The organism is Kitasatospora sp. NPDC059812 (assembly GCF_042732075.1).
GTDB lineage: Bacteria > Actinomycetota > Actinomycetes > Streptomycetales > Streptomycetaceae > Kitasatospora.
In genome coordinates this window covers 55,775-70,360 of the sequence record NZ_JBHWIO010000007.1, presented here as the reverse complement: position 1 = coordinate 70,360, position 14,586 = coordinate 55,775, and the positions used below count along the sequence as shown (strand labels likewise).

Sequence of the window (14,586 nt, the reverse complement as noted above, 5' to 3'; positions counted from 1 at the left end):
GAGGGCCGTGCCGGACCCAGGCGGACCAGGCCGGGGTCGTGATGGGCACGGCGGGTGGCCGGGACGGGCCCGCACGCCCGTCGACCGGCGGTTCGGAAGGGGTCGTCCAGCCGGCCCGGAGCGCCCCGGGGGCCGCTCGTCGAGCCGGGGTGACCCGGTGCTCACTCCGCGATCCGGTACTCCTCCAGGAGCCGGCGTCCGACGATCATCTTCTGGATCTCCGCAGTTCCTTCACCGATGAGCAGCATCGGGGCCTCGCGGTAGAGCCGTTCGATCTCGTACTCCTTGGAGAAGCCGTAGCCGCCGTGGATGCGGAAGGCGTCCTCGACGACCTCCTTGCAGTACTCGGAGGCGAGGTACTTGGCCATGCCGGCTTCGAGGTCGTTGCGCTCGCCGCCGTCCTTCTTGCGGGCGGCCATGACCATCATCTGGTGGGCGGCCTCGACCTTGGTGGCCATCTCGGCGAGCTTGAACTGGATGGCCTGGTGCTCGGCGATCTTCTTGCCGAAGGTGGAGCGCTGCTGGGCGTAGGAGATGCCGAGTTCGAAGGCGCGGCGGGCGACGCCGCAGCCGCGGGCGGCGACGTTGACGCGGCCGACCTCGACGCCGTCCATCATCTGGTAGAAGCCGCGCCCGGGGACGCCGCCGAGGATGCGGTCGGCCGGGATCCGGACGTCCTGGAGGACCAGTTCGGTGGTGTCGACGCCCTTGTAGCCCATCTTCTCGATCTTCCCGGGCACGGTGAGGCCGGGGACGGTCGGGTTCGGGCCGAATCCGGGGGTCTTCTCGATCAGGAAGGTGGTCATGTTCTTGTACGGGGTGCTGCCGCCCTCGTCGGTCTTGCACAGGACCGCGACGAGGGTGGAGGTGCCGCCGTTGGTGAGCCACATCTTCTGGCCGTTGAGGACGTAGAACTCCCCGTCCTTGACGCCCTTGGTGGAGATGGCCGAAACGTCGGAGCCGAGGCCGGGCTCGGACATCGAGAACGCGCCGCGGATTTCCCCGGCGGCCATCTTCGGCAGGAAGTGGTCCTTCTGTTCCTGGGTGCCGTGGGCGTTGATCATGTGCGCCACGATGAAGTGGGTGTTGACGATGCCGGACACGCTCATCCAGCCGCGGGCGATCTCCTCGACCACCAGGGCGTAGGTGAGCAGCGACTCGCCGAGGCCGCCGTACTCCTCGGGGATGGTGAGGCCGAAGAGGCCGAGCTGCTTCATCCCCTCGACGATGGCGGTCGGGTACTCGTCCTTGTGTTCCAGCTCGGTCGCGACCGGAATGATCTCCTTGTCGACGAAATCCCGCACGGTGGCGAGGATGTCCCGCTGGATCTCGGTGAGGCCGTCGGTCTGTGCCAGGCGTCCCATCGTGCGGCTCCGAAAGGTTTGAGGGGGCGGGGGGGGGGGGATTGCCGGGGGCCCTGCCGGCGTGGCTGCGGCAGCAGGGCCCCCGTTCCGGGTGGGGGTCGGCCGATGACGGCGGCCGGCCCCTCCGGGGTCTGGGGAGATCCGGGGTCCCAGGAAAGGGGTCCTAGGAAAGGGGAGTCGGGCGGCCGGGCTGCTCGCCGCCGCGCTCCTTGATGTACGTCCCGGTCGGCACCATCACCTTGCGGCGGAAGATGCAGACGACCGTGCCGTCCTGCTTGTACCCCTTGGTCTCGACGTACACGATGCCGCGGTCGTCCTTGGACTTGGACGGCCACTTGTCGAGCACGGTGGTCTCGCCGTAGAGGGTGTCGCCGTGGAAGGTCGGCGCGACGTGCCGCAGCGACTCGATCTCCAGGTTGGCGATGGCCTTGCCGGAGACGTCCGGGACGGACATGCCCAGCAGCAGCGAGTAGATGTAGTTGCCCACCACCACGTTCCTGCCGAAGTCCGTCGTCCGCTCGGCGTAGTTGGTGTCCAGGTGGAGCGGGTGGTGGTTCATGGTGAGCAGGCAGAAGAGGTGGTCGTCGTACTCGGTGACGGTCTTGCCGGGCCAGTGCTTGTAGACCGCGCCGACCTCGAACTCCTCGTAGGTGCGTCCGAACTGCATCGCGGCGGGCCTCAGCTTTCCGGGATCTCGAACTTGGTGGTGCGCTCCAGGCCGGCGGCCCGGCCCTTGCCGGCGATGACCAGGGCCATCTTGCGGCTGGCCTCGTCGATCATCTCGTCGCCGAGCATCGCGGAGCCCTTGGCGCCGCCCGCCTCGGAGGTGCACCAGTCGTAGGCGTCGAGGATCAGCTCGGCGTGGTCGTAGTCCTCCTGGGAGGGCGAGAAGATCTCGTTCGCGGCGCCGACCTGGTCGGGGTGGAGCACCCACTTGCCGTCGAAGCCGAGGGCGGCGGCGCGCCGGGCGACCTCGCGGTAGCCCTCCTGGTTGCGGATCTGCAGGTACGGGCCGTCGATGGCCTGGAGGTCGTTGGCGCGGGCGGCCATCAGGATGCGCATCAGGATGTAGTGGTAGGCGTCGGCCGGGTAGCCGGCCGGCTGCTCGCCGACCACCAGGGACTTCATGTTGATGGAGGCCATGAAGTCGGCGGGGCCGAAGATGATGGTCTCCAGCCGGGGCGAGGCCTCGGCGATGGCGTCGACGTTGACCAGGCCCTTGGCGTTCTCGATCTGCGCCTCGATGCCGATCCGGCCGACCTCGAAGCCCATGGTCTTCTCGATCTGGGTGAGCAGCAGGTCGAGCGCCTTGACCTGCTCGGCGTCCTGGACCTTGGGCAGCATGATGCAGTCGAGGTTGGGGCCGGCGCCCTCGACGACGGTGATCACGTCGCGGTAGGTCCAGTGGGTGGTCCAGTCGTTGACCCGGACGACGCGGGTCTTGCCGCCCCAGTCGCCGTTGTTGAGCGCGTCGACGATGTGGTGGCGGGCGCCCTCCTTGGCCAGGGGGGCGCAGGCGTCCTCCAGGTCGAGGAAGACCTGGTCGGCGGGGAGGCCCTGGGCCTTCTCCAGGAAGCGCGGGTTGCTGCCGGGCACGGCGAGGCAGGAGCGGCGCGGGCGCAGACGGTTGACGGTAGCCATGAGGGTGGGTCGGTTCCTTCCCAGTGGTCAGCTGGTGGGCGCGGGTGCGGGCGTCCAGGGCTGGAGCTTGTTGGCGAGCCGGATCTCGTCCACGATCCGGCCGATGATGGTGGTGATGCCGAAGTCCTTCGGGGTGAACACGGCGGCGACGCCGGCGGCCTTGAGGGCCTCGCCGTCCGCTGCCGGGATGATGCCACCCACGATCACCGGGACATCCTGCACCCCGGCCCGGCGTAGCCGGCGCAGGACGTCGGGCACCAGCTCGCAGTGGGCGCCGGAGAGGATCGACAGGCCCACGCAGTGCACGTCCTCCGCGACGGCGGCGGAGACGATCTGCTCGGGGGTCAGCCGGATGCCCTGGTAGACCACCTCGAACCCGGCGTCGCGGGCCCGGACGGCGATCTGCTCGGCGCCGTTGGAGTGCCCGTCCAGGCCGGGCTTGCCGACCAGCAGGCGCAGTTTGCCGGAGCCCAGTTCCTCGGCGGTGGCGGCGACGGCGGCGCGCACTGCGGCCAGTTCCCCGCCGGGTTCGGCGGCCACCGCGACCGGGGCGCCGCCGACGCCGGTGGGCGCGCGGTACTCGCCGAAGACCTCGCGCAGGGCGAAGGCCCACTCGCCGGTGGTGACGCCGGCCCGGGCGCAGGCGAGCGTGGCCGGCACCAGGTTGGCGTCGGTGGCCGCGGTGGCCTTGAGCTCGGCCAGCGCGGTCTGGACGGCGGCCTCGTCGCGCTGTCCGCGCCAGGCCTCCAGGGCGGCGAGCACGGACTGCTCGGAGGCCGGGTCGACGACCATGATGGCGGTGTCGAGGTCGGCCGTGAGCGGGCTCTCCTCGGTGGTGTCGAAGCAGTTGACGCCGACGATCTTGTCCTCGCCGGACTCGATCCGGGCCCGCCGGGCGGCGTGCGAGGAGACCAGGTTGGACTTCAGGTAGCCGGACTCCACGGCGGGAATGACCCCGCCCATCGCCAGCACCTTGGCGATCTCCGCCTCGGCGCCGGCCAGCAGGTCGGCGGTCTTGGCCTCGATCACCTCGGAGCCGTTGAAGAGGTCGCCGTACTCCAGCAGGTCCGACTCGTAGGCCAGCACCTGCTGGATCCGCAGCGACCACTGCTGGTCCCAGGGCCGGGGCAGGCCCAGCGCCTCGTTCCAGGCGGGCAGTTGGACGGCGCGGGCGCGGGCGTCCTTGGAGAGGGTGACGGCCAGCATCTCCAGGACGATCCGCTGGACGTTGTTCTCCGGCTGGGCCTCGGTCAGGCCGAGCGAGTTGACCTGGACGCCGTAGCGGAAGCGGCGCTGCTTCGGGTCCTGGACGCCGTAGCGCTCCAGCGTGACCTTCTCCCACAGCTGGGCGAAGGCGCGCATCTTGCACATCTCCTCGACGAAGCGCACGCCGGCGTTGACGAAGAAGGAGATCCGGGCGACCACCTCGCCCATCCGCTCGGCCGGCACCTGGCCGGAGTCGCGGACGGCGTCGAGCACCGAGATGGCGGTGCACATCGCGTAGGCGATCTCCTGGACGGGCGTGGCCCCGGCCTCCTGCAGGTGGTAGCTGCAGATGTTGATCGGGTTCCACTTGGGGATGCGGCCGACGGTGTAGGCGATCATGTCGGTGATCAGGCGCACCGAGGGGCCGGGCGGGAAGACGTGCGTCCCGCGCGACAGGTACTCCTTGACGATGTCGTTCTGGGTGGTGCCGGTGAGCTTGGCGATGTCGGCGCCCTGCTCCTCGGCGACCACCTGGTAGAGCGCCAGCAGCCACATCGCGGTGGCGTTGATCGTCATGGAGGTGTTGGTCTGTTCGAGCGGGATGCCGTCGAACAGGGTGCGCATGTCGCCGACGTGGCCGACCGGGACGCCGACCCGGCCCACCTCGCCGCGGGCGAGGAGGTGGTCGGAGTCGTAGCCGGTCTGGGTCGGCAGGTCGAAGGCGACGGACAGGCCCGTCTGGCCCTTCGCCAGGTTCCGCCGGTAGAGCGCGTTGGAGTCGCTCGCGGTGGAGTGCCCGGCGTAGGTGCGCATCAGCCAGGGGCGGTCGCGCTCGTGCTGATCGGTCATCGGATCTGCCTCAGACGTTCCGGAAGCGGTTGATCGCCGGCAGGTGCAGCTCGCGCAGCGCGTGGTCGCGCACGCCCAGGCCCTCCTCCGGCGCCAGGCAGAGCACGCCGACCTTGCCCTGGTGCTTGTTGTGGTGCACGTCGAGGGCGGCCTGGCCGGTCTCCCCCAGGGAGTAGACCTTGGACAGGGTCGGGTGGATCTTGCCCTTGGCGATCAGGCGGTTGGCCTCGAAGGCCTCGCGGTAGTTGGCGAAGTGCGAGCCGACGATGCGCTTGAGCGACATCCACAGGTAGCGGTTGTCGTACTGGTGCATGAAGCCGGAGGTGGAGGCGCAGGTGACGATGGTGCCGCCCTTGCGGGTGACGTACACCGAGGCGCCGAAGGTCTCCCGGCCCGGGTGCTCGAAGACGATGTCGACGTCCTCGCCGCCGGTGAACTCGCGGATCTTCGCGCCCAGGCGCTTCCACTCGCGCGGGTCCTGGGTGTGCTCGTCCTTCCAGAACTTGTAGCCCTCGGCGGAGCGGTCGATGATCGCCTCGGCGCCCATGGCGCGGCAGATCCCGGCCTTCTGGTCGTTGGAGACCACGCAGATCGGGGTGGCGCCGCCGGCCAGCGCGTACTGGGTGGCGTACGAGCCGAGGCCGCCGCTGGCGCCCCAGATCAGCACGTTGTCGCCCTGCTTCATGCCGGCGCCGTTGCGCGAGACCAGCTGGCGGTACGCGGTGGAGTTGACCAGGCCGGGGGAGGCAGCCTCCTCCCAGGTGAGGTGCTTGGGCTTGGGCAGCAGCTGGTTGGTCTTCACCAGGGCGATCTGGGCCAGCCCGCCGAAGTTGGTCTCGAAGCCCCAGATGCGTTGCTCCGGGTCCATCATCGTGTCGTTGTGGCCGTCCGGGGACTCCAGCTCGACGGAGAGGCAGTGCGCGACGACCTCGTCGCCGGGCTTCCAGGCGTTGACGCCGGCGCCGGTGCGCAGCACCACGCCCGCGAGGTCGGAGCCGAGGACGTGGTACGGCAGGTCGTGGCGCTTGGTGAGCGGCGACAGCCGGCCGTAGCGCTCCAGGAAGGAGAAGGTGGAGACCGGCTCGAAGATCGAGCTCCAGACGGTGTTGTAGTTCACCGCGCTGGCCATGACGGCGACCAGGGCCTCGCCGGGGCCCAGCTCGGGCAGGGCGACCTCGTCGAGGTGAAGGGACTTGCGGGGGTCCTTGTCGCGGCTGTCGAGGCCCGCGAACAGCTGCTCCTCGTCCTTGTGGAGCGTCACCGCTCGGTAGGACTCGGGAAGCTTGACGGCGGCGAAGTCCTCCGACGTGGCGTCGTTGCTGAGGATCGCGTCGAGGATTTCCTGCATGGCTGCCTCCGAAGGCGTACCTGTGTGAGGGCACAGGGCGTCTGGGGTAGCCGGGAGCGGACACCGGCTTCGCTGAGGTGGGTGGTGGTTGGTCGGGCTGGGCGCCCGGGGTGGACCGGGTCGAACGCGCACTGCTCCCGGGGTGTGGGAACGCCGGACGACGGCGCGCCGAGGTGGGGAGCCGCGGCGCCGCGACTGGTGAGTAACAAGGTAGTGGCACCCTGTGCCACTCGTAAAGACACCGGGTGTCACGAATTCCGGCGCGCTGGAACGGCCCTCGAACGCGCTGCGGCGGACGCCGAAAGGGCCCGCGCCGACTGCTCGACGCGGGCCCTCGATATCGCTCTGACCTGGCTAGATGGTGACCTCAGGACTCCCTGGCGCCACTCAGCGCGGCCCGGATGCTGTCCACCACCACGTCCAGCGGAGCGTCCGTCCGGGCGACTGTGATGAGCACCTCACCTCCAGGGCTGGCACTCAGTGCGCTCTCGGCCAGCACATCACCGGGAGCCCCATTGGCACCCGGTGCCACCAGGGAGCCGCGGCGTCTGGCACCCGGCGTGCTGGCGGCCCAGAAGGTCCGCCGGATCACCTCGAAGGAGTGGTCCAGCTGCGCCTCCACGTCCCCGCGCCCGCCGGCCCGCAGCCAGCGCCGCAGCACGTGGTTGTGCGCCGCGACGACCGCCGCCGCCGACACCTCGGCCAGCATCGAGTCGTCCTCGCCGCCGCGCTGCCAGCCCGACGGGATGGACTCGCCGGTGTCGAAGCGGCCCAGCAGGTACCGGGTGAACAGCCGCTCGTACCGGGCCACCACGGCGATCTCCCGCTCGCGCAGCGCCGGGACCTGACGGATCAGCTGGTACCGCGCGACCGACACCCCCGGCGTCGAGGCGTACATCCGCAGCACCTCCTTGATGCCGCGGCAGACCACGTCCAGCGGGTGCTCCTCCGGCTCGGCGCTGGCCAGCAGGTCGGCCACCCGGACGAGGGTGTCGTCGTGGTCCGGGAAGATCGCCTCCTCCTTCGACCGGAAGTACCGGAAGAAGGTCCGCCGGGCCACCCCGGCGGCGGCCGCGATCTGGTCGACCGTGGTCTCCTCGTAGCCCTGCGAGGAGAACAGCTCCATCGCGGCCGTGGCCAGGTCCTGACGCATCTGCTGGCGCTGCGCCGCCGCCCGGCGGCTGCCCGGCCCCCCTTCCGGCCCGGTGCCCCCGGTCGAGGAGGCCGTCCGGTCGGCGCCGCGCGGTCCGGCGGAGTGCTGCGGGGTGGCTGACTGAACCCGATCCATGTCCGGAACGCTACACGGCCCCGGCGGTTCGGCCGCGGCCCTTCCCCGACGGACCGGTGCGACCGGGCCGGTGACGGCCGGTCTGGGCCAGCGCGCGGACACCGTCCCCGGGCTCCAGCCCGGTCTGACCGGGCCCGACCCGGCCGCGGACGGCCCGGTCCCGGGCGGCGCCGCCTCGCGCGCGGCGGCGCCCCCGGCAGCTGGCGTGGTCACCGGCGCGCGTGGTCGCGGAAGCCGCGGCCGGTCTTGCGGCCCAGGCAGCCGGCGGCGACCAGGTGCTCCAGCAGCGGTGCGGCCGCCAGGCCCGGCTCGCGGAACTCCTGGTGCAGCACCTGCTCGATGGTCAGCGAGACGTCCAGGCCGACCACGTCCAACAGCTCGAACGGGCCCATCGGGTAGCCGCAGCCCAGCTTCATCGCGGTGTCGATGTCGTCCACCGTCGCGTAGTGCTCCTGGAGCATCCGCACCGCGTCGTTCAGGTAGGGGAAGAGCAGCGCGTTGACGATGAAGCCGGCCCGGTCGCCGCACTCCACCGGGTGCTTGCGGACCGCGGCGGTCAGCTCCAGCACGGTCGCGGTGACGTCCGGAGCGGTCAGCACGGTGGAGACCACCTCGACCAGCTTCATGGCCGGCGCCGGGTTGAAGAAGTGCATGCCGATCACGTCCTGCGGCCGCGAGGTGGCGGTCGCGCAGCTGATCACCGGCAGCGAGGAGGTGGTGGTGGCGAGCACCGCGCCCGGCCTGACGATCTTGTCCAGGGCGGCGAACAGCTCGCGCTTGACCGTCAGGTCCTCGGCCACCGCCTCGATCACCAGGTCCACCTCGGCCAGTTCGGCGTACTGGCCGACCGGGGTGACCAGCGCCAGCGCGGCGTCCCGCGCCTGCGCGCTCAGCCGGCCCCGGTCGACCGCGCGCGCCAGCGACTTCGCCAGCTGCGCCTTGGCCCGGTCGGCCTTCTCCTGGCTGCGGGCGGCCAGCAGCACCGGGCGGCCGGCCTTGGCGAAGACCTCGGCGATGCCGGTCGCCATGGTGCCCGAGCCGCAGACGCCGACCGTGCGGACCTCCCGGCCCGCCACCGCGGCCCGTGCCGGGCCGGTCGCCGCGTCCACGGCCCTGGACGAGCCGGGCGCCTCGTAGGTGTAGAAGCCGCGGCCGGACTTGCGGCCCAGCAGCCCGGCCGCGACCAGCTGGCCGAGGATCGGGGCGGGCGCGTGCAGGCGGTCCCGGGACTGCTCGTACATCGCCTCCAGGACGGTCCGCGCGGTGTCCACGCCGATCAGGTCGAGCAACGCCAGCGGGCCCATCGGCAGCCCGCAGCCGAGCCGCATCGCGGCGTCGATGTCCTCCCGGGAGGCGTACTTGGACTCGTACATCGCGGCGGCCTGGTTCAGGTACGCGAACAGCAGGCCGTTGACCACGAAGCCGGCCCGGTCGCCGGCCGCCACCGGCTCCTTGCCGAGGTCCCGGGCGAACGCGGCGGCGTCCTCGGCGACCTGCGGGGAGGTCAGCACCGTGCGGACCACCTCGACCAGCTTCATGCTGTGCACCGGGTTGAAGAAGTGCAGGCCCAGCACCCGCTCCGGGCGGGCGGTCGCGGCGGCGATCCGGGTCACCGAGAGCGCGGTGGTGCCGGTGGCCAGCACCGTCCCCGCCGGGCAGATCCGGTCCAGCTCGGCGAAGAGCTCCCGCTTCAGCTCCAGCTGCTCGGGCACCTCCTCGATCACCAGGTCGGCCCCGGCGGCGGCCGACAGCTCGTGGCCGACCGAGATCAGCGCCAGCAGCGCGGTGCGCTCCCCGGCGGTGATCCGCTCCCGGTCGACCGCGTGCGCGGTCGCCTCCTCGATCCGGGCCAGTGCCCGGGCGGCAGAGTCCTCGGTGGCCTCGATGCCGATCACCCGGCGGCCGCTCCTGGCGACGGCCACCGCGACACCGGCACCCATCGTGCCGAGGCCGACGACGGCGACCGTGGAAAAGGGACGCTCCATCTGTCCTGACTCCTAGTCCTGAAGGGCCCGCGCACGCCCCGGCGGGCGGGCCGCCGCGCCCGCGCGTGCGGCGGGGGCGGCCGCCGCCGGGGGAGGGTCCGCGCGCGGGGCTGGGGAGATGACGGGTTCCGGCACACGGCCCCGGCGGCCGGTCCGCTCCGGCCGAACTGAGGGGTGTGCCGTGGTGCTCAGGCGCTCAAGGGTGAAAGGAAGCGGCTCTGATACGAGGAAGGAGACCCGGCCCGCCGCGGTTCGCGGCGCCGGCCGGTGAATGACGCACCGCGCGCCCGCCGTGGACACGGCGACCGCAGGCCCCCGCCGGTGCGGCTCCCGTAGCCCGGCGGTGGTGCGTCCGGCCACTGTAGCGAAGCTACCCGCGAGTAGGAAGGGGTGCGGGCGTCACAAAAGGCATCCGGACGGCGGGGCGGGGTCCGGCGGCGGCCCGAACGGGTGAACGGGCGGACGGGCGTCCACGGGGACCACCCGATAGGGGAGTTACCCGGCCGCGGCGGGCGGGGCAGCATGGGGGCATGACCCTCGGAACCGCCGCCGGCCCCGCCGCGTCCGCCTCCGGCTCCACCGGCCCGGCCGGAGGCCTCGGCGGGCACCTCGCCGCCGTCACGCTGCCCCCGCGCGCCGCGCGCGTCGAACAGGCCGAGGCCGCCGTCGACCGACTGCGCACCGCCGCCGTCGACGCGGTGGCCGTCACCTGGGTGGACAACGCGGGCATCACCCGGGTCAAGGCCGTCCCGCTGGGCGCCCTGGTGCACGCCGCGCAGTGGGGCGTAGGCACCGCACCCTGCTTCGACGTCTTCCTCGCCGACGACGGCATCACCACCAGCCCGAGCACCGGCGGCCCCACCGGGGACCTGCGGCTCTACCCCGACCTCGACCGGGTCGTCCCGCTGGCCGCCCAGCCCGGCTGGGCCTGGGCCCCGGGGGACCGGCACACCCAGGACGGCACCCCGCACCCCGGCTGCCAGCGGCTGTTCGCCCGCCGGATGGAGGCCGCGGCCGCCGAGCGCGGGCTGACCCTGCGGGCCGGCATCGAGGTCGAGTGGGTGGTCGCCCTCGCCGGCGGCCCGCAGGAGGAGCCGCAGTACCCGACGCACGGCCCCGCGTACGGGATGCACCGGCTCACCGACCTCACCGACTACCTGCGGGACGTCCTGCGCGCCCTCGGCGAGCAGGGGCTGACCGTCCTGCAGATCCACCCCGAGTACGCCCCGGGCCAGTTCGAGGTCTCGGTGGCCCCCGAGGGCCCGGTCGGCGCCGCCGACACCTCCGTCCTGGTCCGGCACACCGTGCGGGCCGTCTCCGCCCGGCACGGCCTGCGGGTCTCCTTCGCCCCCGTGGTCGAGCCCGGCGCGGTCGGCAACGGCGGGCACCTGCACCTGAGCCTCTGGCGGGACGGCCGCAACCTCGGCCACGGCGGCCCCGGCCCGCACGGCCTGGCCGCCGAGGCCGAGGGCTTCCTCGCCGGGGTGCTCGGCGCGCTGCCCGAACTCCTGGTGCTGGGCTGCTCCAGCCCGGCCGGCTACCTGCGGCTGGTGCCCTCGCACTGGGCCGGCGCCTACCAGTGCTGGGGCCTGGAGAACCGCGAGGCCGCGCTGCGCCTGGTGACGGGTTCCACGGGGGAGCGGGCCGACGCCGCCAACGCCGAGGTCAAGTGCTTCGACGCCAGCGCCAATCCGTACCTGGCGGTCGGCGCGGTGCTCGCCGCTGGTCTCTCAGGTCTCGACCAACACCGGGAGCTGCCACCGGAGTTCACCGGTGACCCGGCCGCCGCCGAACCCGGCGCGGTGCCCCGGCTGCCGACCGGACCGGCGCAGGCGCTGGCCGCGTACGAGCGCTCGTCGGTGCTGCGCGAGGCGCTCGGCGGGCCGCTGTACGAGGCGGTGCTGGCGGTGCGCCGGGCGGAGGGCGAGCAGTACGCCGCCGCCACCCCCGAGCAGTTGGTCGCCGCCACCCGCTGGCGGTACTGACCGGTGCACGCCGGGGCCCCGGCGGTGCCCGCACTGGTCGACCACCACTGCCACAGCGTGGTGGCGGCCGACCTCGCCGACGACGCCCTGGCCGGGCTGCTCACCGAGTCCGACCGGCCGCCCGCGCCCGGCTGTTCGCCCTTCGACAGCGCGCTCGGCCTGGCCGTCCGGCGCTGGTGCCCGCCCGTCCTCGGCCTGCCCGCGCACGCCCCGGCCGCCGACTACCTGGCCCGGCGGCGGGAGCTGGGCGGCGCCGAGGCCACCCGCCGGCTGCTGGCCGCGGCCGGGCTGGACACCTGCCTGGTGGACACCGGGCTGACCGCCGCCGCGGGCCTTCCGCTGCTGCCGCTCGGCGAACTGGCCGCGGCCGCCGGGGCGGTGGTGCACGAGGTGGTCCGGCTGGAGTCGGTGGCCGAAACGGTGGCGGGCCAGGCCGAGTCCTGGCCGCAGGCCGTCGGGGAGGCGCTGGCGGCGGCCGCCGCGGATGCGGTCGCGGTCAAGTCGGTGCTCGCCTACCGGCACGGCCTGGCCGCCCCCGCCGAACGGCCCGCGCGGGCGGCCGTGGTGGCCGCAGCCGGCACCTGGCTGCGCGGCGGGCGGGGCCGGCTGGCCGATCCGGTGCTGCTGCACCACCTGCTCTGGACGGCCGTGGACGTCTGTGCCGGGCTGGGCCTGCCGCTCCAACTCCACACCGGCTTCGGCGATCCCGACCTCACCCTGCACCGGGCCGATCCGTCGCTGCTGACCGGTTTCGTGCGCGCCGCCGAGCCGAGCGGCGTCCCGCTGGTGCTGCTGCACTGCTACCCGTACCACCGCCAGGCCGGGTGGCTGGCCCAGGCCTTCCCGACGGTGTACACCGACCTCGGGCTGACCGCCTCCTACACCGGCCCGCGGGTGGCTGCGGTGCTGGGCGAGATGCTGGAACTGGCGCCGTTCGGCAAGCTGTTGTTCTCCACCGACGCGTACGGGCTGCCCGAGTTGTACCTGGTGGGCGCCGCCCAGTTCCGGTACGGACTGGGGGCGGTGCTGGCCGACTGGCAGGCGGGTGGCGCCTGTTCGGCGGCGGACGCGCAGCGGCTGGCCCGGTTGGTCGCCGCCGACAACGCCCGGACGCTGTACTCACTGCCCGGCGCACCGTAGCACGTCGACGGACCATCACTTTTTAACACTCTTCAATTCTGTTGACATGTTGGGCCTCCGGACTCCTCGGTTCCGATGTTGGCCAACATGTGACGATTAGATGACTACCTCTTGCGCTTATCAGCGAATATTCATTAGCGTCCCGATCATTCCAGGCGCACCTGCCACACCGCAGCTGCCGCATGACGACTCGGGAGGGCCAACCCCTATGAGAGTTCCTCGGATCAGCCGGACCCGGTTCGCGGCGGTGGGCCTCGTGCTCGCCACCGCCGGCGCCCTCGCGCTCCCGGCCGGCACCGCCGTCGCGGCCCCCTCGGCGGGCTCGACGACCGGTCCGCTGCTCAGCTACGTCGTCAACACCAAGGCCAACCACGGCCAGGTGCAGAAGGTCGAGAAGGCGATCACCGCCCTCGGCGGCTCGGTGGTGTACTCGTACGAGCAGATCGGCGTCGTCATCGCCCGCTCGGACGACACCGCGTTCGCGCAGAAGCTGCGTCAGGCCAAGGGCGTCGACTCCGTCGGTGCCAGCCGCACCAAGGGCATCACCGCCGCCGACCAGGCCAAGGCCGACGTCGCCGCCGAGCCCTCCGCCGCGCCCGCCGCCGGTCAGGAGCCGTACGAGGCCAACCAGTGGGACATGCGCCAGATCGGTGTCGACAAGGCGCACAAGCTCTCGCTCGGCAGCCGCAACGTCACCGTCGGCGTGCTGGACTCCGGCATCGACGCGACGCACGAGGACCTGGCCGCCAACGTGGACGCCTCGCAGTCGGTCTCCTGCATCGACGGCGGCAAGCCGAACACCGACTGGAAGTCCTGGCAGCCCACCACCAGCGACCACGGCACCCACGTGGCCGGCACGATCGGCGCCGCCAAGAACGGCAAGGGCGTCGTCGGCATCGCCCCGAACGTGAAGCTGGCCGCGGTCAAGGTCGTCGACGACGGCGGGTTCATCTACCCCGAGTACGCGATCTGCGGCTTCGTGTGGGCCGGTGAGCACCAGTTCAAGGTGACCAACAACAGCTACTACGTCGACCCGTGGATGTTCAACTGCCCGAACGACAAGGACCAGGCCGCGATCAGCGCCGCCGTCCGCAAGGCGGTCTCGTTCTCGCAGCGCAAGGGCGTCCTCAACGTCGCCGCGGCGGGCAACGAGAACATCGACCTGGCGCACAAGACCGTTGACGTCTCCAGCCCGGACGACACCACCAAGGTGACCCGCCCGGTCACCAACGACTGCCTGTCGCTGCCGACCGAGCTGCCCGGTGTCATCGCCGTCTCCTCGGTGGGCGTCAAGGGCGACAAGGCGTACTACTCCAGCTACGGCAAGGGCGTCGTGACCGTCGCCGCGCCGGGTGGCGACCGCCGCTACCAGCTCCCGGACACCCCGGACAAGGACGGTCGGATCCTCTCCACCATCCCGGGCAACAAGTACGGCTACATGCAGGGCACCTCGATGGCCACCCCGCACGTCGTCGGCGTGGTCGCGCTGCTCGCCAGCACCTTCCCGTGGGCCAACCCGGACGAGCTGACCGAGCTGCTCACCAACCAGGCGGAGTCGCACCCCTGCCCGACCGGCGAGTACAACCCGGGCGGCACCGGCGCGTACAAGGCCACCTGCGAGGGCGGCGCGGACGACAACGGCTTCTACGGCGCGGGCATCATCAACGCCGAGAAGGCGGTCCAGTGGTGGCGCTGACGCGCTGACCACGGCGACACCTGAACACTGAGCCGGGGGGGGGGCGCCGACGGGCCCGCCCCCCCCGCCGGGAGGGGGCGCCCC

Annotated in this window: 10 protein-coding genes; 3 read left to right on the top strand and 7 right to left on the bottom strand. The window is 72.3% G+C overall.

What is annotated here, in order from left to right; translation table 11 throughout:
- Positions 1-161: 161 nt before the first annotated feature.
- From ACFV6D_RS05715 to ACFV6D_RS05685, 7 genes are all read right to left on the bottom strand, one after another.
- Positions 162-1,364, bottom strand: a complete 1,203-nt coding sequence (locus tag ACFV6D_RS05715; RefSeq protein ID WP_063349591.1) for an acyl-CoA dehydrogenase family protein — start codon at positions 1,362-1,364, stop codon at positions 162-164.
- Positions 1,365-1,527: 163 nt separating this feature from the next.
- Positions 1,528-2,031 carry a MaoC family dehydratase gene (locus ACFV6D_RS05710; RefSeq protein WP_380376418.1) on the bottom strand — a complete coding sequence of 168 codons (504 nt, stop codon included), beginning with the start codon at positions 2,029-2,031 and terminating at the stop codon, positions 1,528-1,530.
- A gap of 11 nt (positions 2,032-2,042) precedes the next feature.
- Positions 2,043-3,005 (bottom strand): CoA ester lyase, encoded by a 963-nt coding sequence (locus tag ACFV6D_RS05705; protein ID WP_063349593.1) that lies wholly within the window; start codon positions 3,003-3,005, stop codon positions 2,043-2,045.
- A 27-nt stretch (positions 3,006-3,032) separates the two neighbouring features.
- Positions 3,033-5,060, bottom strand: coding sequence for a protein meaA (locus tag ACFV6D_RS05700; protein ID WP_063349594.1), 2,028 nt, complete (start codon positions 5,058-5,060; stop codon positions 3,033-3,035).
- A 10-nt stretch (positions 5,061-5,070) separates the two neighbouring features.
- Positions 5,071-6,408: a crotonyl-CoA carboxylase/reductase gene (gene ccrA, locus ACFV6D_RS05695; RefSeq protein WP_380558575.1), complete on the bottom strand. Its 1,338-nt coding sequence runs from the start codon at positions 6,406-6,408 to the stop codon at positions 5,071-5,073.
- Between the two features lie 367 nt (positions 6,409-6,775).
- A complete protein-coding gene (locus ACFV6D_RS05690; protein WP_371519426.1) occupies positions 6,776-7,696 on the bottom strand; it encodes a TetR family transcriptional regulator in 921 nt (306 codons plus the stop codon).
- Positions 7,697-7,905: 209 nt separating this feature from the next.
- Positions 7,906-9,681: a 3-hydroxyacyl-CoA dehydrogenase family protein gene (locus ACFV6D_RS05685; protein WP_380490739.1), complete on the bottom strand. Its 1,776-nt coding sequence runs from the start codon at positions 9,679-9,681 to the stop codon at positions 7,906-7,908.
- A gap of 530 nt (positions 9,682-10,211) precedes the next feature.
- On the opposite strand from ACFV6D_RS05685, the gene ACFV6D_RS05680 reads away from it, so the two are divergent.
- The 3 genes from ACFV6D_RS05680 (at position 10,212) to ACFV6D_RS05670 (ending at position 14,502) form a co-directional block, all read left to right on the top strand.
- Complete coding sequence (locus tag ACFV6D_RS05680) at positions 10,212-11,666, top strand: glutamine synthetase (RefSeq protein WP_380558572.1); 1,455 nt, start codon at positions 10,212-10,214, stop codon at positions 11,664-11,666.
- 3 nt (positions 11,667-11,669) lie between these two features.
- Positions 11,670-12,806 carry an amidohydrolase family protein gene (locus ACFV6D_RS05675; protein ID WP_380336231.1) on the top strand — a complete coding sequence of 379 codons (1,137 nt, stop codon included), beginning with the start codon at positions 11,670-11,672 and terminating at the stop codon, positions 12,804-12,806.
- A 208-nt stretch (positions 12,807-13,014) separates the two neighbouring features.
- Positions 13,015-14,502 carry a S8 family serine peptidase gene (locus ACFV6D_RS05670; RefSeq protein WP_063349599.1) on the top strand — a complete coding sequence of 496 codons (1,488 nt, stop codon included), beginning with the start codon at positions 13,015-13,017 and terminating at the stop codon, positions 14,500-14,502.
- The last annotated feature ends 84 nt before the right edge of the window (positions 14,503-14,586 follow it).